Here is a 22808-nt window from a genome sequence, read left to right as displayed (position 1 = left end):
CTACGGCATGACCACGGCAGCCAGTATGTTTCGGACGTATTCCAGGACGAAATCGCCTTCCTGGGCATCAAGAGTTCTCCGTCCTATGTGCGTGAGCCGCAGGGCAACGGGATCGCGGAGCGCTTCGTGCGCACCCTCAAGGAAAACCTGCTCTGGGTCAGGCACTTCGACACGGTTGAAGAACTGAGACTGGCCCTGCTGGAATTCAAGGAAACCTACAATCGGGAATGGATCGTTGGCCGACACGGGTACAAGACCCCGGCCCAGGTCAGAAAGGAGCAGACCGCCCCGGTGTCAATAGCGGCCTGATTAGCGCAAATGAGTGTCCAAAAAACTGTAGACCGCTACACGGCTGCCCATTGAGCGCGGTGTTTCGGATCAGCACTCTCATGACGCGCCTCCTTCCGTCCCGCCGGTTTCTTCCCCCGAAAACGCCGGAGGCCGGGTTTCGGGCCCGGCCTCCGTGAAGGGTTCCGCCTTGTCGGCGGGTTGTTCATTTGGTTTCACCCTGCCCCGTTTGAAGGCCGAGTCCCCCGGCAAGGCGGCGATCAGATGCTTGCGCGCGGTCTTGAACTCGTCGCCGATGAGCCCCAGGTGGAGCAGGAAGACCCGGAAGTCGTACCGGGCACTCTGAGGATCGAAGGACCGCTTGCGGCTCGATGCAGCCCTGCCGTTCAGCGCCTTGGCCGCCACGGCCAGTACCAGTTGGATGTAGGCTTTCACCTTGCCCGCGTGGAGCGTCCCCTCGAACCAGCGGAACTCGACCGTGCCCCGGTACCAGACGTTGTGCAGGTTCACCCCGTGGTAGCGGGTGCTGTCGTAGTGCTGGGGCTGCCGATTGTGGTAGCCGTACCAAATGTGGTTGAGCTGGTCCCTGGTCCTGGGACGGCGTCTCTCGATCTGCGCGATGAGATCGTCGCTCACCGGTTTGCTGTAGTTGCGGCGGCGGGTCTCGTTAACACCCAGGGCGGTGAGGATGAGCGCTTCCTGCTTGTAGACGATCTTGGCGAGGTTCGCCAGGGTCCGGCCGTCAAAGGCCATGGCGTCAACGTGGACGTGGATGCCGCAACGGTCGTCCACCTTGGCTCCGCAGGCCCGCAGCGCCCGGACGACCTCCTGGAGGGCGGGGATGTCCTCGTAGGACAGGACGGGGCTCACCACCTCGGCCCGCAGGTGTATCGGCACATTGATGAGCGAGCCGTCGGATACCACTTTCCAAACCCGTCCATGGTCATCGGTGACCTCCCAAGGATCGAAGCTCCCTGGGCTGCCGATGTGGCGGACTTGGCCGCCCACCACCGACTGGATCGCCTGGGCGACCCGCTCGCGCGTCCGTTTGACTGTCTCGATCTCGATTCCGAAGTTGATCCGGCGTAAGTCCATGGTCTCTCCTTGCGTTCTGTAAGCCCGTTCCCGGCAAGGGATTGGCTCTTGTGTTCACACACATACAGGCTTCTTTCCGAACAGAAAGCAAGGCGAATTCGACACATAACTCCTTTGATTCCAATGAGTTATGTACATGGAAGCGTAACCTGCGGAAACACGCGGGATTACGGGATTTCCTGGCGTCCGAAGAAAAGAGAGGTGTTCCGGGAATCAGGTCTGCTTCCAGATCGTCCCGGTGTGTTTCTCCCACTTGCCGCCGCCCGCGAGGTCGGTGTTGAACCACTCGTCGCCCATGGAAGGATTGGGGATGGCCGCGTCGCGTTCGGCCTCGGTGCCGACGCCCCGATGGATGGCCTCCCGCGAGGTAAGCCCCTGGCCGAGCCGGTCCGGTCCGAGCAGGTCGCTCCAGCCGAGGGCCGGAGCCCGCAGACGGGAAACGAAGGTCCGGTAGGCGGTCGCATCTTTGGCCGCCCGGTAAAGGAGCAGCGAGCCGTCGGCGTCCCGGACCATGCTCGGCGTGTAGCAGCGTTCGAGGAATGGCCCGCTGCCGTTTTTGAACACAGGGTTGATCTCGGCCTTTCGCCAGTGGACGCGGTCCCACGACCATGCGTAGCCGATGCCGGCGTTTCCCGCGGAGCCCCCGGAATAGAGCATCCACCAGCGCCCGTCCGGAAGCCGTTCCATGTGGGCCGCGGAGACGTAGCCGTTCGCGCCTTCCCAAGGCTGCGGGTCGATCAAGCCGGAAAGGATCGGGCCGTTTCCGATCAGTTTCCACTCTACTGCATCGTCGGAACAGGCCAGACCGAGGCTGTCGTTGCCGCCGGTCGAGGCGATGAAATACATGGCGTAGCGCCAGGTGAAAGGTTTTCCGTCTCCCGAGGTGGGCAGCGGGTTGTACCAAAGGAACGACGGCCCGTAATGGCCGCGGTTCCAGACCTGAACGCTTCCCTCGGTAACCAGGTCGCCGGAACACGGGGTATCGCCTGTGAACGCGGCGGGGTCGACCGACGGATCGCAGACCGCGGTTCGCAGCCCGGCCATGGCGTAGGGTTGATTCGGGACATCCGGGTTCCAGTAGAGAATGCGCAACCGGCCAGCGGTCTCCAGGGCACAAACCACGTGATAGCCGTTGGCTGCGATGCCGGTGACCTTTTTCTCCGTGTCCCAGATGAGCCCGTCGTCGGAGAAGGCGCAAGTCGTACCCGCACCGTCGCCGTAATAGGCGATGAAGTTCCGGGGCCGGGTTCCGTCGTAGAAAGCGCCAGGGGACCGGAGAATGCGGACATAGTAAGCACGCCCGGCTGTAAGAGGCAGGACGTGCGGGTAGCTGTGGTCGAACACGACCGGCGGCAGCCCCTCGGGCGGTTCCGCTCCGGAGGGGACCAGCAGCAGGCCGAGGTCCACGGCGCGCAGCAGGTCCGGGGTCATCGCCGGAACGACCGAACTCTTACCCGGTCCGAGGGTTCCGGTGAACCCCGGCAGTTCCAAAATCGTGTCGGTGTTGCTCTTGATGGTGATGCTCATGGTTGGTTCCTCCCGGCCTGCGCCGCAAGCGCCGCGGCGGACAGGTCTTCATGCAGGTATCCGGCGTCCATCAGTTCCCGGTTGATCCGCCCGGCTTCGATCTCCTCCCGCCGGATGAGGGCCATGAGTTCGGAGAACGCCTCCGCGGCCTCCGGCTCAATACCGTGCAGCTCCTCGATGCGCCGCATGCGGGCGTCGAGATTGGCGAGCAGATCGAGGGTGTGATCCCGCAGGATGCCCTCGCGTTTTTCCTGTGGTGACGGAATGAACTCGGTCAATCCGCCTTGCCTTCGAACGATCATGGCATCCCTCCGATCAGCTCAGCGTCGCGCCGAGGGTGTGAATCCTCGGGTACACCAGGTTGTTGCCGGTCATCTCCGCCTTGTAGCGGACCTTGTTTCCGTTCGGATCGGAAAAGGTTCTGGTGAGCGTATACTCGGTCCATTCCTGGTCGATCTCGCGCGTCGTCTGGATCGACATAGGCTCCCAAGTCGCTCCGCCGTCGTTGGAGGCGAACCAGTTGATGGTCGTCCCGCTCGGGATGTTCATCTGGGTGTAGAGCTTGGTGGATGAAACGCCCTGGGTGAGTTCGTTCTCGCGGTTCAGGTACGCTCCCGTCGTGTTGTTGAGATATCCGATGAGGTTCACGTCCTTGTAAATCAACGCCGGAGAGTTGTTGACGGCGTTGCTGGAGAACAGGGCCCGGACCAGCACCTGATTTGCCAGGTTGGGGAGCCGCTCCTCCTCCGCGGGCACGATGGCGTCCCAGAGGACGCCGCCGTCGGTCGAATACTCCCATGCGATGCCGGTGCCTTCAGGAGCGGATGAATATTCGTCCAGGTTCAGATCGCTGAACTGCACGCCGGTGATGGGCTGGAAGCGGACCTCTCCGCTGGCCTGGAAGTCGTAACCATAGATTTTCATGGTGAGATCGGAACCGTTGAGCGGGGTCCAGGTCTCCGCGTTGGAGCTTTCCAGGAGCACGCCGGCAACATAGGTCTGTCGGGTGATCACGCCGTTCTGTCCCAGTTGCCCCAGGGTGGCGACGCGCATGCGGTAGTTGCTGCTGTTGGTAAGCAGCACCACGGCATAGCTGGTTCCGGCTTGGGCGTAGAAGGGATTGGCGAAGACGACCTTGGTTTCGGTGTTAAGGGTCACGTCTCCCGGGGCCAGTACCTTTTCCGCGAAAATCATGCCGTTGGGCAGACCTGTGGTAACGCCGCGGATCTGGACCGTGACGGGGATGGACGAGTCCTTGGCGGTGAAGTACAGCCCTACGCTGGAGATCACCTTGTCCTGAGTGAAACTGAAGGTCTGCGCCAGAGGATCACTGCGCACGGTGACGATCTGAGTGCGCCAGACCACCTGCACCACGGGCACGCGGATGATGCGCTCCTCGACGATGCGCTCGATGCGGGTAATGATCATCGGGTCGTTGATCTGAATGCTGGCCCGGGCTGAGTAGAGTCCGTCATTCATTTCCACGATGCGGTTGCCGTTGCGCACATTCTCTGGAATGACGAAGGACGCGGTCACGCGGCCCGCCGTATCCGCATGGACACCCGAAGCCACCACCTGGCCGTCGCAGCGGATGGTCACATTGTTCGCGTTGGACTGAAAGTTGGACCCGACCACGGCGATCCCGGTCTGGCCGCGCCTTCCGATGTTCGGCGTGATCTCGAGCGACGCAGCCGGTTTCTCGAACACGGCGTAGGGGTTGATGTTCTTGACCTCGGACCAGTCGGTCTGCTCGACGAGCACACGTTCCGTGGCAGGCAGCAGCGCGAGGCTGCCCTTGAACAATGCGTTGCTCGCCGAGGGATTTATCGTGAGTACGGTGGCCGAGGCGGCCCTGTCCGGTGCGGCGAAGCGGCGGACCCGGTCGATGCGGGCGCTCCACTCGCCGTGATAGATGTCGGACTGGGCGTCGTTCGAGAAGTCGTCGGAATAGACACCCTTCTTGGTCTGGGCGTCCCGGTTCTGCAGTTCATTGTTCATTTGGAACTGGGCGTCGTTGTACTTGAGGTCCTCGACGTCCTTGATGATCTCGTGGATCTGGTCCATGGTGATCCGGGTCAGCCCGAAATTGAAGACCGCCAGATCCACCGAGTTCGGCGGACAATCGACGCTGCACAGCCCGAGCGTACCTTCCGGGACGATGGGCAGCTTCGGCCAGTCCGCGGGAGCGCCTTCCAGCCGTTTGATCTCGCGGGTGGTGGCGTAGATGATGTCCTTGCGTCCGATGTAGTAGTCGTAATCGATACTGCAGTTGGAGCCGCCCACCGGCTCGTCGCCGATGCTGGTGCGGCCGAAGTTGATGATGGAGAGATTGCCGGGTTCGACCTGTACCGGGGACATGGTCAGGCCGCTCGTGTTGGAGGCGGGCGGGTTGCCGCCCACAATCTCGTCCACGCCGTCGTCGGTGTATGACGTAACTCCGGCGGCCACGTCCTTGAGCCGCTGGAAGTCCGCGCGGGCCGTATTTTGCGTGCCGCGATAGATGCGGTAACCGGTCGCGCCGCTGACAGGCAGCCAGGAGAGGCGGTTGATTTCCCCGGTCAGGGTGTCGCGGGACACGACCTTGGCCGAGTCGTACTGAGTCTCGCCTGTGGCGCTCTGAACGGTGACCAGGTAAAAATACTCGTCCGCCGCCGGGTGTCCTGAGCGTCCGAACCAGCCTCCGTCCACATAGTCCGTCCCTTCAATCATCTGTTTTGTGTAAGTCCAGCGGACGGTGTAGGTCGTGCCGATGGCGGGTTCGTTGCCCGAACCCAGCCAGTCCACGTAGTTGCCGGACTGCTGCCAGTCCGCTCCTTCCTGGAAGACCGTCGCGCCCTGGCTCACCTCGAGGATGTCCACCACCGGGTTGGGGACGAGCAGGTCCTCCCCGCCGCCGACGGAGCCGCGCGTGATGTTGGAGACGATCTCGACGATGGCTTCGACCTGAGTGGTTTCCTTGAGCGGCGTGTTGTTGAGGGCATAGCGCCGGGTGCCGATCACGTATGTTTTCTGCTCGCCGCGGACCGACTTGACCGCCGTGGACTTGGGCACCAAGGTGGTTGTGGGCAGGTCTTTCTGCAGGCGGAACCCCTGGATGTAGGCGCGGCCCGCGTTGGTGATCACCTCGACATTCTCGCCGTCGTTGTCGCCGATGAAGCTGTCGAGCCCCTTGACCAGATAACTTCCGGCCTGGTCGTAGGTGCGCTCGGCCAGATTCTGGAGCAGCGAGTTCAGCCCCTCGGCGGCGGCGAAGGCAAGTTGATCCTCCGTGATCGATGCGACCGTGATCCGACTTCCGGGCAGCGTCCCGAGAAGGTCCTGCAGGTAGAGGTTCGATTTTTCCCGGACGGTGGCTGTCACATCGCCGGTCTCACGGTCGAACTTGTGGAGGGCGACCACCTTGCGCTGGGTCACGTTGTTGGGCAGCGCCTCACCGCTCGTGTCGTGATCCTTGAGCGATAGAATCCACTTTTCCCGCTCGGCGGTGGGTTCGCCCGTCGCGGGGTTGATGAGCACGGCGTCCTGGTTGTAGCCGTAGTTGTACTTGAGCAGCTCGACATAGACGTAATCCGCGCCGCTCGTCTTGGCCGGGTCGTAGGTGAGCACCGCGCCGGGCACGCGCTCCAGACAGCCGTCGATGTAGACCAGCCCCTCAGCCACGGTGAGCACATTGGCGACGACCGTCACGCCGAAGCCGCTTACGATGGCCCCCTCCTTGAAGAGGATGTCCGCGAGCTTCCTGCGCTCCTGGTTGATGATGTCCTGCTGCTCGTTGAGCTCCGAGTCGAGCAGGTCCCGGTCCTGGTGGTAGCGGACCCGCTTGTAATTTTTTGCCGGGTCGAACGTATCGCGCGAGATGGACATGGTCTTTCCTCCTAAATCTTGATGACCCCGACCAGCTCAACGCGTGTGTCCGAGGTCTTGTTGAAGTCGGGGATGTTCTTCACTTCGTACAGGTAGCCGGGATCGAGCACCTCACCGGTCGGGTTGGTATCCGGGTGGTAAACGCCGTTCGCCGCATAATCGGACTGGAGTCCGGCGATGTAGGCCACGTCGCCCCCGAAGAAGCCGTACTCCCGGATGGTGATGCCGTTGGCCTCGTTTTCCTCGAAGCGGAAGAAGACGCCGATGGTCTGGGTCTCCTCGGCGGTTTCGATGTAATGGATACCGTTGACGATGAGCGTCCCTTCCGGGTCCTCCTTGAGAAAAGTCCGCTTGTACTGCTTTTTGCGGGCCCGCTCGTTCTTGAGCGTTGTCTGATCGATGTCCGGGGCGGGCGGATTGATTGGATCGGTGAACGTGGCGTCGCCCTCGCCGATGGCGCAGTGGGTAATGCCCTCGATGGGGTCTCCCATGAGCAGCCGCGCGGTTAGGATGCGGCCCGTTTTGACGATGAGTCCAAGTGACATTGGTATTCCTCCTTCAGGTCTGGATCGTGTGGCCTTCGCGGATCAGCACGGCGAAGACGGTCTGGCGCGCTTCCGCTTGACGGGATGTCTCGCGCACCACAAGTTGTTTCGAATCCGCCGTCCGCTCGATCTCAGCGAACACCGCGCAGCGGGTATCGCTCCGCCGTTCGACCGACCGGTGAATCCGGACGGCTGCGTCGGAAAGGACCGTCGGGAAACGGACCACCCATCCCCGCAGATCGAAGCTCCGCAGGACCGGCCGCACGATCACGGCCTGGATGTCGGCGGGGGTGTCCACTTCCGCCGTGATCCTCAAGGCCGCGTTCGTGTCGCGGCGGATTGTCCGCGTCTCGGACGCCGCTCCGACGGCCTCGAAAACGACAGCCGGAAAGGCCGGCATTTGGGCGCGGTTCATCGGAACCACGGACCCTGCGAAGGGCCGGACGGAGAGAGTGTTTCCGCTACGGATTGCCACGTCTCAGCCTCCCGGTGATCCTGTTCGCCTTACCGACGTTCCGGACCACCCGGAACATCGAGGTCAGGCGTCCGGCGTTTGCCGAAATCTCCTTATTGGTGCCTTGCTTCACCGCCATGGGATCACTCCTTCACCGCGCACCATCCCGGACCGGACAGGTTGAAGATCTTGTAGGAGGCACCGTTTAACGTGAGCACGTCCTCCGAATCGGCCGCACCGCTGCCGATGGCATAGACCTCGATCAACTCGCCGCGCAGTTCCTTGTAAGCCGCGGTTGTGTGCGCGACGAGCCAGGGGAACATGGTGACCAGTCCGAATCTTTGGTCGGGATTGGCGGCGGTGTGGAAATTGCCGTGGGCCGCGGCGCATGATCCGGTCTGTCCGGCCGCGCTCGCCCACCCGTCGAATTTGTTGATGGCGTAAATACTGCCCGGGGACTGGTAGTGGCCGACTACGACCGGCTGCGGGTCTTCGCCGATCTTGGCTCCCGCCGTGTAGGCGCTTACGAGGCTCGCCAGAGTGACCGTATTGGGGGTGGAAACCGTGTCGACGGCGGATACCTGGGCGCGCTCGATCCCGACGTCGTCTTTGATGATGTAGCTCAAGCCGACCGTAAAAAGGGTGGCGTCGTTGACCTGCACCGTGATGTCCGCGCCGGGTCCGGCCGCCGCCTGGGTGACCGCCACCGCCCCTGACCAGAAGCGTTTGATCAGACCGCTGTAATGCCCGTAGTAGGTGGCGACGATCTTGGTGACGATAAAAACGTGATCCTTGTCGGCGTAAATCCAATACAGGAAAGCCGAAGCGTCCACGGTCTTGATGTAGGTGTAGCTGGTTTGAAACGCCTCTTTCACGCCCGCGTGCGTCACCGCATCCCAATATAGGTAGGCCCGGACCGCAATGCGGTCGGCGGCCGTGTCGTTGACGAACCGGAGGAAGATGTCCTCGGCTCCGCTTTCTCCCGTGGACGCCAGCACGTAGCTGGGCTCGGCGTCGCCCGACCTGTCGTCGTGAAGCGACCATCCAACCGTTCCCACCAGGAAGTCTTTCAGGCGGACGAGGAAGTCGGTCGTGTTCGAAGCGGTCCCGGATACATTGTGATAGGCCATGCGTTCCTCCTACAGGATCGGATTTTCCGTGCCGGTGAGCCGGAGTTTGAGGTCGGTCTTGTTTTGCACCGGCGTTCCGGACGGCACCGTGCAGCGACGCCAGAACGAAAGGGTCACGTCGTGGGCTTTATCGCCCAGGTTGAGCGGTGCGCCGCCGACGGCGGTATCGAGACCCGCCTGCGTCAGGGCCAGCACGTACCAATCCGACTCGTCTCCCCCGGCTACATCCACCGGTTCGATCACCAGCCCGGTATAGTCGTACCCGGAATAGACCACGGCACCCGCATCGTGGGCGGCCGGGGTTGTGCCGCCGTAGCCGCGTTCCACCGCGAGGACGGTCGTCCCGCCGCCGCTCAGGATGCGCATCTGTTCGTCGTCGACGATGATGATTTCGCCGTCGATGAAGAGAGGTGCGAAGAGCTGGAGCGAGGTTTCCCCCGATGCCAGGGCCGCTGCGAGGATCGTCTGTTCGTTGGCCACGAACAGCTCCTTGTCTTTCGCTTCCCCGTCCGTGCCGTTGTAGGTGTCGTCATCGGGATTCGCGAGGTCCCCTTCGGATACTTGCAGGGTCAATGTCAGGTCTTCGTACAGATGTATCGCCATCGATCTCTCCTATGCCGCCGGCCATTGGGTGACCGTGTATTGGTTCGCCGCCGCCTCGAAACCGGCTGTCGCCTGAGCGTGATCGTCCCGCTGGCGGAAACGCCAGCGAAGGCAAGGCTTCGACTTGCGGAAGCCCGAGGCGTTGAGCGGCATCGAGCCGAGCCGCATCGGCCGGGTCCGGTCCACGGACAGGAGCAAGCCTGTGTGATTCAGTCTGCGGTGGTTGAGCAGAAGCGTCTCCACGCGTCTTCTGCGCGGAATGCCCGTTTCCACGTCCATCTCGAAGGATGCGCGGGCCTCGGTCACATAGGCGTCGGTCAGTTCGGCGAGGTTGAGCGCCTTGTTGTTCAGGGAAAAGCCGGGCCTGCGGGCGCGCCAGCGGTCGACGATGTCCCATGCGCCGGATACCTCCGACCACTGAGCGTCGGCGTAAGCGGTGATGAAAAGGTGACGGCCCACGGCCGCGCCGGAGACCTTGTCGTCCCTTCCGAGCCTCGAATGCCCGACGCGGAACCAATGGGAGAGCCGCGACCGCTTCCCGTACCGGTGCGTGCGGCGGTCTCCCGTGAGGTCGGGCGCATCCTGGACGGCTTCCGCGAGCATGTCTTTCTGGCGGAACTTGATCCGGCAAGGCTGCGCGGAACGGTTCAGGCGCGAACGATTCAGGTCCTGGCCCGCCAGCCGGATGAACGAGACGCCGGGTTCCACTACGGGTTTGGTTTCGATCTCGCAGCAGAACGCCGCACGTCGTTCGCTGATCCACAGGTTCGGCAGGCGTTCGGCGTTGAGGTTGCCGGTGTTCAGGCGGAACCGGGGCGAGCGACCATGCCAGCGGGAGACGCACACCGCGGCTCGCTCGATATCCTGCATGAGCGTGGTGCCGTCGGTGATCCGCCACCAACCCCAGGTCTTGTTCTTGCGGGTGAGATGGAAATCCGTGTTCAGGGCATTGTGGTTGACCACGAACGTTTCGTGCAGATGCCCGAGGCACACCCGCTCGACGACCTTCTTGATGACCGCCTCGAAATCCGACTCCATGGACAGGAGTGTGTAGAGCCACTGCAGGAAGAAAACCCGCGTACCCGCGGGATGATGGAAGGGCAGCGCGTCCCGGACTCCCTGGACGAGGTTATCGCTGTCGATGCGGTAGACGCCCAGGCTGTAGATCAGCCCGGGAAGCTTCGCCCGTCCGACAACCGAACGGCGGTTCAGGCGCAGCGCCTTGTGGAAAGTCTCCTCGATGCGCCCCTCCCACCCGATGTCAACGAGCGATCGGCCGATGGCGGGGATGGTTGCCTTGCGCCGGTAAATCTCTATGGCCTCGCGGATAAGCCTGCGCTGGGCGGCGGCATCGACGGTAGGATCGAAACGGTGACCGACGATCTCACCGAGAAACGGCAGGAACCGCTCCTCGCAACGCCCGATGTCGAAGATCTCGGGGAAACGCTCGGCCAGTACCTTGAGTTCGTCCAGGCTCGCGGCCGGGACCTTGAGAAAGGCATCCAGATCGCCGGACTCATCCCGTTCGCGGTAGAGCGGCGGAAGCAGGTCAATGAGTTTCTTTTCGAAGTAGGAGGACATCAGGACGCCCTCCGCACGTCGAGGTTGACCTGACCGAGCGCCGCGATCTGGCCGGCGCTGATGTCGACGTCCTGGGTCGGCGTGTACATGCGCACGTGGCTCACGCCCCGCACGCCGTCCAGAAGCGCGACCAGATCCGAGAAATGGACCGGTGCGCCGAAGCTCATGCGGTCGAAGGCGAAGTAGTCCGCCAAGGCCTGTTCGACGCGGCTCCGGACCAGGTCGAGGTCTTCGCCGGCATAGGCGAACACCTCCGCGTCAATCGAGACCGGCCGGTAGACGGGATCGAAGAGGTTGATCTCGACGGTGATGACTTTGCGCGATTCGAGGTATTCGGCGAGGTCCTGTTTGAGAAGCGTTGACGGCGGACCGCCGCCGTCCGGGGCCACGGCCAGGTTGACCTGGTAGTAGCGGATGTTCTTGCAGTCGTTGACGTCGAGGACCTGGGTCTTGGCCACACCGGGGAACCCCTCCGCCAAGGCCAGATAGTCCTCCTTGGTGACCGCTTTCCAGAGCGAGCGCACCTCGGCCGGAGCCTGTTTTCGGGCGTGCTCCAGCGTCTCGCTGGCGGCTCCGCCGGTCGCGGGGACCGGGTTGGTTACCGCGAGAGGAACCAGACCGCCGTCGAGGTAGACGGCCGTGAGAAGCTCGGTGACGAGGTTGGGACCCAAGTTGCCTTCGGCTCCGAGGGTTTCGAGGTACTGGACGCGGATTTCCGCGCCGGAGTCGGGAACCGCTCCGCGCAATCCGTCGCCGAAGACGATCCGGGTGATGTCCAGCGCATCGGTCTCGGCCATGAAGTGGCACGAGTCGGAGCCGCTTTCCTGGAAGTGGGAGACCTCGGTCCATTCCTGGTCCTGCACCCACACACGGATCGAACCGTGGGCGATTTCCTTTCCGGCCAGGATGATCGGATCGCTCGTGTCCCCGTCTGCCGTGAAGGTCTCGGTCTTGCGTTTTCCCTGGCGCGCGCCTGCATCGACGCTCGTCCGGCTCCGAGGGATCGTCGCGTCTTCGGCCGTCTCGAACACGATGTCGTTTTCTTCCAGACGGGCCCTGCACGTCGTTCCCGCCGGGATCACCAGATCCGCGTCGAGGGGCGCGGCCAGGGAGAAACGCAAAGCGGTGGTTGCGGCCACCGGCCCGTCGAGCCGGTAGCTGATAAGCTTGCAGAGGTTGATGACGTTCTGCCGCTGACGGGCGGTGGGCAGGAATGCCTCCGCCGCCTGGGCGTCGAGGTAGTAGGCCAGCATGTCGCCGATGCCGCAGAAGAGTTCCAGCAACACGACGCCGAGGTCGGACGCGTTGAAATCCGTCCAGCGGTCGGTGAGCTGCGGCACCCGCGCCAGCAGTTCCCGGCGCAGGGAGTCGTAGTCCTTGTTCGTGTAAGCGATGCTTGCTCTGCCCATTTCCGTTCGTCCGTTGCGGTTCGGTCACAAGTGGTCCCGCCGGACGAGCCGGACGAGGACCCGCTTGTTACTTACCGGCGACGGAGCGGAACTGTCGGGGCGGAGCGGATTGACGCGGTTCGCGGTAGAAGGGATAAACCAGGTTGCCTTCCACCTGGCTTTGAATGACGCGATAGGCGATGCGGACCGGAAGAAGGTTGCTGTCCTTATTGGAGGGGGAATCGTCGAAGGAGACGCCGGTGATGACGACCCGTTTCTCCCAGCGTTTCACGGCGTCGATCACGTAATGGCGGATCAGGCCCTTCAACACCTCGTCATTGGGCTCGAACACCAAGTCCTTGAGCCTCGATCCGAATTCCGGGCGCATGAAGCGTTCGCCCGGCCGGGTGCCGAGAATCTGAATGATGCTCTCGTGGATATGTTCGTGTTCGGTGGAGGTGGCCGAAGAGATCTGTGCGCCCCCGGACCGCCGCTGAAAACGGAAGGGAAACTTCAACCCGCGTCCGAGGAAATCCAAAGCCATCAGTCACGCTCCTCGCAGATGCAGCCGGGCGGGGTATCCGAACCTGGGTCTCCATTGGAGCCATCGTCGTCCGGGAAATGAATGACCAAGTCCAAGCCGTTCGCCATGGCGACATGGATCGTGCCGTTGGCTTCGATGACGCCCTTGTGACCGCTTTCCGTGGCTGTAAAGCCCTTGGCCCCGCCGGGGACCAGACGAACCTCGATATCCTCTCCCACGCCTTCGATCCGGGAAATGCCGAGCACCACCGAGGTGCCCGCGGGGTTGCCGATCATGGCTGTGCGCTCTGACTGGAATACATCCAACCGGTATCCGCCCGGCAGCTCGATGCGGTAGCGTCCTTGCGCGGTCTGGTTCGGATCGATGTCCAGGGGAAGCCCCTCGATCCCGGCCGCTTCATGGGTCATCCGCACCGCCTCGGGCTTGAGCGAAAGCTCTCGCCCATCGGGAAGGGTCATCACGCAGCCGCGTGCGGGTTCGAGAAGGGCCACAGAGCCATCCATACCGATGGCCGTCAGTCTTCCGTCCGGTCCCACCCGAACCATGACGCCATCTGCCAGGGTGAAAAGGCGTCCTCCATCGGGAAGGTCTCTCACAACAGTGCCGGCGGGCATCGTGACGAAGGGGTCAAAATTCGGCGGCATCGGTTGATCCACGGCCTGCATGTATTGCTGCGCGCTTTCTGCGTGAGCCTCCAATACCGTTTGCGCTTCCGCCCGCAGGGTTTCGGAGGCGTCGTGACTCTGCTGCAGAATGCCTTTGATCTCGGCCAGACCGTCTCGGATCTGCTGGAGATAGGGCGGCTCACCCTCGCTGTCCGTCACGCCGAGCCCGTCGGCGATCAGACGCGCCAGCGCCATGAGTTCATAGTGGGATTCCGAGGAACTCGTCTGCTCGATGATCGGCCCGCCTTCTTCGCCGTAGCCATATCCGTACCCGTATCCGAAACCTTCTTCGTCAAACATCACCATGACGAATAACTCCTATGACGGAATGCCATATCCGCCTCCGCTTTCCTCGATCACTTCAACCTGGATGTAGCGGACACTGTCCCGCGAAGGAGAATCATAGACAATGATGACCGTCGCTCCGACACTCCAACCGAGTTGCACTCGTCCTTCCCAGTCGACCCAGGCGATGTCCGAATTGACGGATTCGTATTGCAATTCGCCTTTGGGGTTTCCTCGGATCGAAAGGGGGATCGACATGGACCACCAACTACGCGTGACCCTGATTTTTTTCGGAAATACATCCCAGTAGCGGAAATCCATTTCACCGAATTCCATTGCTCGCCCCCTCAATCGTCGTTCGTGTTCAGGCTGCCTGTCACGATGATCGCGCCGCAGGCCGTGATGTCGCCGATGCGGGCGTTTGGCAGTCCTTCGGTCGCCGTGTCGAGACTGCCCGTGACGATGGGCGTTACGCCGTGACCCGGTATCGGGCAGACGTGCAAGTCGCCCAGTCGCGCCGCGGGTCTTCCGTTGACGATGGTGCGAAGCGCGCCTGTGACGATTACGCCGCCGTGGCTCGAGATGTCGCCGAGTCTCGCCTGGGGTCGAGCCATGACTATTTCCCCGCCAGAAGGTGGATCAGAAAGCCGACAATGCCACCCACGGCACCGCCGACGGTGAGCACGAGACCGATCACCTTCCACATGGTCTCGACGCCCATCTTCTCGTTCATCCCCGACTGCAGATTCTTGATGTCATCAGCGTGGCGGCGAAGGTCGTCCTGAATGTTCCGCACCAAGAGGTCCACGTTCTCCTTGTCCGATTTCTTCTCGATCTCGCGTTCGATCTTCTCTAAGCGTGCCTGGATTTCCCGGCGGTGGTCTTCGAGGATAGTACGGAATTCGGCCCTCCAGGATTCGAAGGTGCGTGCCAGAAGACGTTCGCTTTGCTCCCAGTTACACGGCGTGTGGCCGAGTTCACGTTCATCCATCGGGGTTTCTCCTTTTCAATCTGAATTGCTCGCGAATCTGTAGATCAACCTCGAAGCGCTCGGACAGGCCACGACGTTCCAAGGCTCTTGAAATAGCCTCCCGAGACCATTGGACCTGTTCCAATCTCATCTCATGGGAAACGGATTCAGGATGGATGCGGTAATGGTAAAGAGGTTTCTGGATACGGCGGATTTCGGTGATTTCCGACAGGCGCAGGCAAAGGTCATAATCCTCGGCGCATTGAAACTCGTCGTCGATGCCGCCGGCCTGCTCGAACACCGAACGCCGAATGAGCCGAAAATGGTAGGTCATAAAATCGAGAAGCAGTCGATCTTTGGAATATGGAATTCGGCAGCGCCTGCCGTAACTCTTGACCTGGTCGGCGGCATTGATGACCTGGTAGTCCGTATAGACCATTCCGACGTTCGGGTTTTCATTTAGCACCGCGACCGTTTCCTCCAATGCCGTGGGAGCGAGCGTATCGTCGCTGTCCACCCAACACAGGTATGGCCCGAAGGTGTCGGCCAGGGCGGCTTTCAGGGACTTGACGGCCCCCCGGTGGTTGCATGCGGCAATACGGATGCGTCTATCTTTCTTGGCGCATTCGATAACGATTTGGGCGGTCTTGTCGGTCGAGCCGTCATCCCAAACGAGCAGATCGAAGTCTGTATAAGTCTGAGCAAGCACGCTTTCGATGGCCCGGCCGATATATCGCTCACGGTTATATCCCCTGATGATTATTGAAACGGTTGGATACATAAGTTCTTCCTCTACGGGTTGATCAACACCTTGTTCGTCGAGCGGATGACGATGTTCCCCATGACGGCGTCCATGAGGATCATGCTTCCAGACTTGTCCGTGGCTTGGATGCGCTCCTGCCCTCCGACCGCGTTCATCACGACGACTTGGTCGGCCTTGTCCGTGAGACGGATCATCTCGGTCCCGGCGGTGGAATCGATGAGGATTTCCTGTGTGCCGCAGAGTCCCCAGATGTGGACCTTCTCCTTGCCCTTGGTGGTGTCGATGAGAATCTTCTGCCACCGGGCGCGGGACTTGTCGCAGGACTGGATGTGGATTTTTTCCTTGTCCTTCCAGGCCTCCCAACGCACGAACTGCCGGCACAGATCGGTGATCTCGATGCGGGCCTTCTGGTCCTTAATGTCCGAGTCGATGTCGAGCTGGTCGCCCTGCTCGGCATCCTTGGTTCCCCGGCGGCGCGCATTGCCGGTCTGAACATCGCGCTTCACGCGGCATTCCATATGAAGAATCTGCCCGGCCCGGTCGATGACCTTGAGGAACTCCTCCTCGTCGCGGTCATCGAGAACGATAGTGTGTCCGGTCTCGGTCTTGAGAAGAACCTTGCGGCGCGGGCAGTAGTACGGCGGGTGCCCGTGGTGTTTCTTGTGCTCCAGGTCGTCCCGCCGGTCGGGCTTGTGTTCGAGCTTGTCCTCACAGTCGATGCAGGTCGGGTCGGAGCACAGGCGTTTGGATTCCTCCGGTTGTTCGCCGGGGTTGGTCTTGGCCAGCCACACGCCGGACCAGATCGGGTACTGGACGTTGCCCCCTTCGAATTCGGCCCAGACTGACGCGCCTTCCTCGGGGATGAGAAACACGCCGATGTCCTCGTTTCCGCCGTAGGCAAAGCAGGGCCACGCCCATTCAGACCAATTCTCCTTGCCGGTTCCGAGCACCGCAGGAATTTCGAGCCGGCAGCGGCCGAGCCGCTCCGGATCGTTGTTGTCCCTCAAGAACGCTCTATACTTTCCGTACCAGCGGTTTTTGTAGCGTTCCTCGTGCTGGCGGTCCTGTGTCTCGATCACGATTCGTCCCTCGGATTACTTCAGCGGCAGGAAGCCCCGAACCACCTCGCGCACGATGCGGGTGACGGTTCCGTCTGGCGTCTTCTTCGGATCGGCCTTGGCCACGGCATGACGCAGGGCGTCCTGCGCCGCGGTTTCGAGCTTGAGTTCCTGACCGGCGATGCCGGTTTTGACCTCTTTCGCTCCGAGCCGCTCGATGACGCCGATCACCGCGTCAAGTGCCGAGGCCTTGGCCCGGCCCCAGGCCGTGAGCTTGATGACGGTAATGAGCGTCACAAACAAGGTCGCGATGAGTTCCTTGTGGTCCAGGACGAAAGTCAGAATCTGTTCAAGCTGTTGCATTGCGTTCACCTCCGTTGGTTTTCATTGCTTCTTCGAACGAAACGTATTTGTCGTCGAGGTGTCCCCATCGGGTCCGCACCTCGCGGATGTCCACGTGGACAAATCCTTGCTCCGGGTAGACGCCGATTCCGCCGTTACGGAAGGCGGCCACCTGCTCGGCGAGTTCGTACATCCCGGCGACGGACAGGCTCTTGATCACGATGTCCGCGGCGTGTCCGCGCAGATGCCGACTCTGTTTCGCACCGCCCACCGCCCGGTTGTGCTCGGGGCAGCGGTAGCCGCTGGTGACGCGGACGGGCGCGTCCGCAAGATCGCGGAGCTGCTGGAGCGCCTCCACCAGGCGTGGATCGATGTCGGCCCTGCCGCAGCAACGGCAGGCGAACTCGCTTCTGGAGAAATTCCGGCTCAAATCTCCCATGTGCTTTTTCTCCTTACAGCCTCCGCCCGCTGTCCGCGTCGATGGTCACCATCGGCGGCGGCTCTTCCTTCGGCGTTGGCGGAGCTTCCTGGTCGTTCTGCTTGCCCTTGGCCTCGTCCGACTTGTCGCCGGCCCCTTTGCCCAGGGCGTTTTTCTTGAGTTTCAGTTCGCAGTGATATCCGCCCTCGCCGAAAGCGTGGCGGACCGAATGGCAGTAGTAGACGCCCGAGAATTTGCGGCCCACGCCCTTGACCTCCACGTTCTGCTTGGCGCGCAGCGCGGGGATACCGATGGTCACCGCGTCGGCTTCCACCTGGCGGAGCTCGGCCTCGCGGAACTTCCCCTCGGAGAGGTCCTGGGCCGGTTCCTGTCGGGGCTCCTCGTGAAAACCCTCGGAACGGTCAAAGGTGGGGACCACCTGCCCGGACTCCTGCTCCTTGTAAGCCCCTTCGCCAGTGTTCCCATCCACCAGATAGGTCCGTTTCCCCAGCGAGGTCCGCTCCGGAGTGGTATCGTTGTTAGCCTTGTGCTCGACCGGCTCCTTCTTGCGCGGGTCCACGCCCACGGCCTTGGTCTCGACGCCCGCTCCCTTGGCCCCCTGCGACTGCGTCGAGGGGCGGAATGAACGCAGAACGCCCTTGCGGTCGGTGAAATACTCGAGGATCGCGGCGGGCTTCTTGTCCAGATCGCGGGGATGGAAATGCAGCTCGTCGTCCTGGACGTAGAAGACGTATCCGGTGACGCCGTCGCCGTCCTTGTCGCGCGCCTTTCCGGCCAGCTCCTTGAGGAACTGTGCGTCGGAAACGTTGCTCTGGGTTACGCGCAGATGGCGAGCTTTCGTGGCCGTGACCACCGGAGTGAGGCCGTTGGCCCCTGCGATCTCCTCGGCGATCTCGGAATAAAGGATGCCGGGCGCGGGCTTCTGCCAAACCTTCTGGTTCTCCTTTCCAGCCAGCTTGAAGCCTTTGTCATAGGCCTTGATATGGATGGTCGGGTCACCGTCCTCCGGAAAGTCGTAGTCGATATCCTTGATGACCGCCTTCTTGCGCGGCGAGAGGTTGCCGACATATCCGAAACGGGCGACGATCTCGTTGCCCTCCTGGAACAGGGGATCGTCGACGAACTGGAGGTTTCGGTCGGTGATCGCGAGTTCCAGGACGTCGAGTTCCTCCTCGTTGTCCTCGAAGACGAACGAAGTGATCTCTTGCGTGATATCCGCCGAAAGGGTCTGCCCCTCGATCTGGATCAGAAAAGTCGGTTTGAAGGTGTCGATATCCATGCGCCGGTCTCCAGTCGGCCCGCCTGAAGGACGGACTCCACCGGATACTTACCGGCGCGCGGCGCGAGGTGTCGGGATTGATGCGTCCGGGGGCTCAGTCCAGAAGCCGCATGCTGACGTGTTCCGCCGAGGGGATACGTAGGATGGTTCCCGGCGTCAGTTCCAGCGGGAAGAAAATGTCGTTGTAGCCGCAGATGATCCACCAGAGATCGGCCTGTCCGAGATAGCGATGGGCCAGCAAATCGACCCGGTCCCCCTCGATCACCGTGTGAAACCGGTCGTCGTGGCGTGGCTTGCCTGCGGTCGGAAGACGCGTGCCCAGGAAATCCCCTTCTCCCGACGTGTAGAGAATGGATGCCGCGTATCTGGATCGACGTCCGATCATCCGCGCACCTCCGAATAGTCCACGGACTGGTCGATGTACTCCTCGAGCAACACGTCCACCTCGGCGTGCTGGGGCAGCAGGTTGTCTCGGTCGAACATGTGGAAGAACCGGGCCTTCACCTGACGGACGACGCAAAGCACGCCCGGGTAGAGGTCTCCGAACATGAAAATCACCCGGTGCGGGGCGTTCTTGAGCATGGTTCCGGCGTGTTCGGGATAGAGCAGAGAGCGCAGCCAGTCCACCGACTCCTTCACGGACCCTTTGAAGAAGACCAGCTTGAAGCCGATCTTGCGCGGCTCACCGGCCACGTACTGGTAGCGGGGATGGCTCATGCCAGGTATCTTGATGGCCGCATAGGCCGTGCTCTTCTCGTCGACGATGTCGTTCGGGTTGTACTGGAAATCGAGGTAGTCGCCCGTATCCACGTCCACCAAGTACGCGGTGATCTCTTTCTGGTCCCAAGCCACGGCTACAGCACCTCCAGCTCGACTACGGGCTTGCCCAGACGTCGGGCATGATCGACTTCCCGGCGCATGCCGTCGGAAAGACCGTCGCCGGTGAACACCCAGACCTCGTCGCAGATCTCCATGAACGTCAGTCCGCAGGCGATGCCTGCCTCGCGTTCGGACGCCTTTTCGTCATCCAGGAAGCGTGTGTAGAGAAGGTGCGGCGCGAAGGGCGCGCAACCGCGCGCCACCGCCTTCCGGCAGAGCCGTTCGGCGGTCGCCGTGTTCCGGAGAACGTCCCCGGCGTACCGGCTGCAAATGAATACTCGTTTCATGCGTTCCTCACAGCGTCTCGTAATTTTTGATCTTGCGCTCGCGCAGGTCCCGGTACACGGAACGGGCCACCTGCCGTCCGTCGAGAAGCGTTGTCACCGACACCTCGATGGGCCGCTCGCCGAGCTGATCCAGCTTCGCCAGCAAGGAATCGAGCGCCGGGCCAAGCGTCTCTCCCGGAGGTACGGCCGGCATCCCGGACTCCGTACCGAGCGCTCCTTTGGTTTCGCCGAGAAGACGGGCTTGTCCGGTGGGAAGAGAAGCGGCCGGTTGCTGCGTCTGCGCGGTCGATATGGTGCTTTCCATATCGGAAGCAACCGGTGGAGCCTCTCCTGCCATGACCGGGGTGAGCGCCAGGGTTCCCGCCAACATGGCCGGAGCGGCGATCTTTCCGGTCAGCCCGGTCATGAACCCGAATGCGCGGGTCATGGCCTCGGCGGGCGCGGACGCTGCCTTGGTGATGCCTCCGGCCAGGGTCTGAATCAGCGCCGCACCGCTTCGGGTCAGGTCCGCGAGCGGGCCTTCCTTGGCATCGGAGAAAGGCAGCAGATTCCGCACGAACGAAAGGGCCGACTTCGCCGCCTGGTACGGCGCACTCACGGCGGACTTGATACCCTCTCCCACGGCGGTCATGAACGCCTTGCCGCTCTCGAACGCCGATCCCGCCAGTGCGGACACGCTGTACGTCAGAGATCCGAAAGCGCTCGATGCGGTGGTTTTGATTTGTTCCCATGCGGACGATGCGACCGATGCCAAACCCTCGAACGGGGCCTTGATCCACTCCCAAGCGCTCTGCGCCATGGTCTTGAGGCTGTCCCATGCCGTCGACGCCGTGCCGGTGATCCGGCTCCAGGCGGAGGCAGCGCTTCCGGCGATCCAGTCGAAGGGCGCGGAAAGCAGCGACCAGGACGACTGAAACAGCGAACCGATCCGGTTCCATCCACCTTGCAGTAGGTTGCCGATTCCATCCCAGGCCGCGCCGGCAGAGGTTTGGACCCGGTCCCAGGCCGCTCCCGCGGAACCGGCGATCCACGAAAACGGCGCACTGACCACCGACCAAGCCGTGCGCCCGACGTTGCCGATGCCGGTCCAGAGTCTTGACGCCGCGTGCTCGATGCCGTTCCAGGCAGTCCCGGCCGCGGACAACATCCAACTGAAGGGCGCGGCCAACACGCCCGCAGCTCCACGACCGAGCGCCGTGAGCCCGTTCCAAGCGTTCGATGCCGCAGTGCCGACAGTACGCCAGACGGCGGACGCGGCTTCCGCTCCTTTCCTGAACGGCCAGGTGACCGCGGAGAGAATGCCGCTTCCCAGGCTTTTCAAGCCGTTCCCTACCCAGCGGACCGCGTCCAGCATCCCTTGCAGCGCCAGACCCAGCACCTTGCCCGGCAGGGAGAGTACGCCGAGCATTCCCTTGGCCAGTGTTTTGAGGATGGCCGCTCCGGAGTCGGTGAGGTCCGACAGGGGGCCGGTCTCCGCGTCGGAAAACGGCAGAAGACTGCGGAGCCACCCGAGAGCCTTCTTGAGCATTTCGAACGGATAGGTGACCGCCGACCAGATGCCCTTGCCGACCGCTACGAGGATCGCCTTGCCCGCCTCGTAGAAAGTCGTGTCGCCGGAAAGAAATCCCCGGACCGCGCCGAAGATATCGGCCAGCGTTCGGACCAGAGGCAGGTTCATGAAGGCTGCAGTCAAAGCCGATGCCGCGGAAGCGAAAAAACTTCCGACGGCGGAGAAGAGTCCCTTGATAAAATCCCAGACGCCGACGATCACGTCCCGGGCCCAGCGGAACGGCGTGGCCAGAAAATCGAAGACCGCGCCGCCGATGGCCTTGAGCCCGTCGAGCACGGAAAGGTCGCCGGTGAGCACCCGCCAGACCGTGTAAACCACCCGGGCCGCCATGCGGAGCGCCTCGACCAAAAGCCGGACCGGCAGAAAGAACTTGTAGATGAACTTCCCCGCCTCGATGAAAGCGGTGACGATGGTCTTGCCGAGCCAGACGACCGCGCGCACCACCCAAGCCACCACCGTGATGACGGCCGCCAGGTTGTAGATGACGAATTTGAGGAGATACGCGCCGACCTTGGCGATCACACCGAGAACCGTGCCGAGGGTCTCGCCGAGACTCCGGTAGGAGGAGGCGTCGGCGGAAGAGGCCGCCAAGCCGAAGATTTCAAGGACCGAGAAGATCGCTTTGTACAGCATGCCGTAAGCCTGCATGAGCGCCCGGACCGCGGGTTCGAGAATCGCCCTGATCTTTCCGAACGCGGCGGAGAATGCCTCCCACATGCCGGTCAGAAACTGGCGCACCCGGTAGTAGATGCGGAAGACCGTGACCACCAGTCCCATCAGTCCGGCCTGTTCGAGCTTCTGGGCCAGGTCGGCCGACATAGTCCCGGCTCCGCCGGAAAGCGATGTAACGAGCGCCCGGATTCCCTGGAATACGAGTTGCACTTTTTCCCACGCGCCGAGGATGGTGTCCCTGATGCCGGCGAAGTTGGTCTCCCAGGCTCGTTTGAGGAGATAGACGGCGAGTACCACACCGCTGATGATCGCTATCACCGGAAGGAAATATGCGGCGAACGTGCTTCCCACACCGGCGATTGCCGCGCCCATGGCGGCAAGTCCCGTCTTGATGGCGGGGAGCATCAAACCGATGGTCCCGGCCGCGGCGATCACTCCTCCGACGACGACCAGCACGGCACCCAGGGCCATGGACAAGGTCAGGAGTGTAGCGGTCTACAGTTTTTTGGACACTCATTTGCGCTAATCAGGCCGCTATTGACACCGGGGCGGTCTGCTCCTTTCTGACCTGGGCCGGGGT

General features: G+C 62.3%; 25 protein-coding genes. 1 reads left to right on the top strand and 24 read right to left on the bottom strand.

All coding sequences use genetic code 11. From position 1 onward, the window contains the following. Nucleotides 1–309: integrase core domain-containing protein (locus G495_RS0113400; protein WP_028586583.1), on the top strand; the 309-nt coding region annotated here is incomplete at its 5' end. 78 nt (nucleotides 310–387) lie between these two features. Here G495_RS0113400 and G495_RS19205 read toward each other — a convergent pair. The 24 genes from G495_RS19205 to G495_RS19180 all read right to left on the bottom strand — a co-directional run bounded on the left by G495_RS19205 (nucleotide 388) and on the right by G495_RS19180 (nucleotide 22684). Then, nucleotides 388–1383: an amidoligase family protein gene (locus G495_RS19205; protein WP_051445385.1), complete on the bottom strand. Its 996-nt coding sequence runs from the start codon at nucleotides 1381–1383 to the stop codon at nucleotides 388–390. A gap of 213 nt (nucleotides 1384–1596) precedes the next feature. Beyond that, complete coding sequence (locus G495_RS0113390) at nucleotides 1597–2910, bottom strand: glycoside hydrolase family protein (protein ID WP_028588221.1); 1314 nt, start codon at nucleotides 2908–2910, stop codon at nucleotides 1597–1599. Beyond that, entirely contained in the window at nucleotides 2907–3212 is a 306-nt protein-coding gene (locus tag G495_RS19200) for a VrlD (protein WP_245588437.1), read from the bottom strand. The genes G495_RS0113390 and G495_RS19200 overlap by 4 nt, the downstream gene beginning before the upstream one ends. A gap of 13 nt (nucleotides 3213–3225) precedes the next feature. Next, nucleotides 3226–6774: a DUF4815 domain-containing protein gene (locus G495_RS0113380; RefSeq protein WP_028588220.1), complete on the bottom strand. Its 3549-nt coding sequence runs from the start codon at nucleotides 6772–6774 to the stop codon at nucleotides 3226–3228. An 11-nt stretch (nucleotides 6775–6785) separates the two neighbouring features. Continuing rightward, complete coding sequence (locus G495_RS0113375) at nucleotides 6786–7319, bottom strand: hypothetical protein (RefSeq protein WP_028588219.1); 534 nt, start codon at nucleotides 7317–7319, stop codon at nucleotides 6786–6788. Between the two features lie 13 nt (nucleotides 7320–7332). Continuing rightward, on the bottom strand, nucleotides 7333–7734 hold the full coding sequence (locus tag G495_RS0113370) for a hypothetical protein (protein WP_035252241.1): 402 nt from the start codon (nucleotides 7732–7734) through the stop codon (nucleotides 7333–7335). A 182-nt stretch (nucleotides 7735–7916) separates the two neighbouring features. Continuing rightward, entirely contained in the window at nucleotides 7917–8903 is a 987-nt protein-coding gene (locus tag G495_RS0113365; RefSeq protein WP_028588217.1) for a hypothetical protein, read from the bottom strand. A gap of 9 nt (nucleotides 8904–8912) precedes the next feature. Further along, complete coding sequence (locus tag G495_RS0113360) at nucleotides 8913–9506, bottom strand: hypothetical protein (protein WP_028588216.1); 594 nt, start codon at nucleotides 9504–9506, stop codon at nucleotides 8913–8915. Nucleotides 9507–9515: 9 nt separating this feature from the next. Beyond that, entirely contained in the window at nucleotides 9516–11087 is a 1572-nt protein-coding gene (locus G495_RS0113355; RefSeq protein ID WP_028588215.1) for a phage tail protein, read from the bottom strand. Continuing rightward, a complete protein-coding gene (locus G495_RS0113350; RefSeq protein ID WP_028588214.1) occupies nucleotides 11087–12496 on the bottom strand; it encodes a baseplate J/gp47 family protein in 1410 nt (469 codons plus the stop codon). The genes G495_RS0113355 and G495_RS0113350 overlap by 1 nt, the downstream gene beginning before the upstream one ends. 67 nt (nucleotides 12497–12563) lie before the next feature. Continuing rightward, entirely contained in the window at nucleotides 12564–13019 is a 456-nt protein-coding gene (locus tag G495_RS19195) for a GPW/gp25 family protein (RefSeq protein ID WP_084458269.1), read from the bottom strand. Next, nucleotides 13019–13990 carry a hypothetical protein gene (locus G495_RS0113340; protein WP_051445384.1) on the bottom strand — a complete coding sequence of 324 codons (972 nt, stop codon included), beginning with the start codon at nucleotides 13988–13990 and terminating at the stop codon, nucleotides 13019–13021. Before G495_RS0113340 ends, G495_RS19195 begins: the two co-directional genes overlap by 1 nt. Before the next feature lie 12 nt (nucleotides 13991–14002). Beyond that, nucleotides 14003–14305, bottom strand: coding sequence for a hypothetical protein (locus G495_RS21275; RefSeq protein WP_084458267.1), 303 nt, complete (start codon nucleotides 14303–14305; stop codon nucleotides 14003–14005). A gap of 11 nt (nucleotides 14306–14316) precedes the next feature. Further along, nucleotides 14317–14583, bottom strand: coding sequence for a PAAR domain-containing protein (locus tag G495_RS19190; protein WP_035252238.1), 267 nt, complete (start codon nucleotides 14581–14583; stop codon nucleotides 14317–14319). A gap of 2 nt (nucleotides 14584–14585) precedes the next feature. Beyond that, nucleotides 14586–14960 carry a hypothetical protein gene (locus tag G495_RS0113335; protein WP_028588212.1) on the bottom strand — a complete coding sequence of 125 codons (375 nt, stop codon included), beginning with the start codon at nucleotides 14958–14960 and terminating at the stop codon, nucleotides 14586–14588. After that, a complete protein-coding gene (locus G495_RS0113330) occupies nucleotides 14953–15720 on the bottom strand; it encodes a glycosyltransferase (RefSeq protein WP_028588211.1) in 768 nt (255 codons plus the stop codon). The genes G495_RS0113335 and G495_RS0113330 overlap by 8 nt, the downstream gene beginning before the upstream one ends. An 11-nt stretch (nucleotides 15721–15731) precedes the next feature. Continuing rightward, nucleotides 15732–16781 carry a phage baseplate assembly protein V gene (locus G495_RS0113325; protein WP_028588210.1) on the bottom strand — a complete coding sequence of 350 codons (1050 nt, stop codon included), beginning with the start codon at nucleotides 16779–16781 and terminating at the stop codon, nucleotides 15732–15734. A 15-nt stretch (nucleotides 16782–16796) separates the two neighbouring features. Further along, on the bottom strand, nucleotides 16797–17123 hold the full coding sequence (locus G495_RS0113320; RefSeq protein WP_028588209.1) for a hypothetical protein: 327 nt from the start codon (nucleotides 17121–17123) through the stop codon (nucleotides 16797–16799). Continuing rightward, a complete protein-coding gene (locus tag G495_RS19185; RefSeq protein WP_084458265.1) occupies nucleotides 17110–17541 on the bottom strand; it encodes a YcbK family protein in 432 nt (143 codons plus the stop codon). The genes G495_RS0113320 and G495_RS19185 overlap by 14 nt, the downstream gene beginning before the upstream one ends. A 13-nt stretch (nucleotides 17542–17554) precedes the next feature. After that, nucleotides 17555–18820 carry a phage late control D family protein gene (locus tag G495_RS0113310; protein ID WP_028588208.1) on the bottom strand — a complete coding sequence of 422 codons (1266 nt, stop codon included), beginning with the start codon at nucleotides 18818–18820 and terminating at the stop codon, nucleotides 17555–17557. Nucleotides 18821–18914: 94 nt separating this feature from the next. After that, nucleotides 18915–19205 (bottom strand): LysM peptidoglycan-binding domain-containing protein, encoded by a 291-nt coding sequence (locus G495_RS0113305; RefSeq protein ID WP_028588207.1) that lies wholly within the window; start codon nucleotides 19203–19205, stop codon nucleotides 18915–18917. After that, nucleotides 19202–19636, bottom strand: a complete 435-nt coding sequence (locus G495_RS0113300) for a CIS tube protein (protein ID WP_245588436.1) — start codon at nucleotides 19634–19636, stop codon at nucleotides 19202–19204. The genes G495_RS0113305 and G495_RS0113300 overlap by 4 nt, the downstream gene beginning before the upstream one ends. 38 nt (nucleotides 19637–19674) lie before the next feature. Continuing rightward, a complete protein-coding gene (locus G495_RS0113295) occupies nucleotides 19675–19986 on the bottom strand; it encodes a DUF7768 domain-containing protein (RefSeq protein ID WP_028588205.1) in 312 nt (103 codons plus the stop codon). A 7-nt stretch (nucleotides 19987–19993) separates the two neighbouring features. After that, nucleotides 19994–22684: a phage tail protein gene (locus tag G495_RS19180; RefSeq protein ID WP_169734394.1), complete on the bottom strand. Its 2691-nt coding sequence runs from the start codon at nucleotides 22682–22684 to the stop codon at nucleotides 19994–19996. Nucleotides 22685–22808 lie beyond the last annotated feature (124 nt).

It is taken from the genome of Desulfocurvus vexinensis DSM 17965, from assembly GCF_000519125.1.
GTDB classification, from domain to species: Bacteria; Desulfobacterota; Desulfovibrionia; order Desulfovibrionales; family Desulfovibrionaceae; genus Desulfocurvus; species Desulfocurvus vexinensis.
The sequence above is the reverse complement of the archived record's forward strand: the minus strand, read 5'-3'. Positions and strand labels throughout refer to the sequence as shown.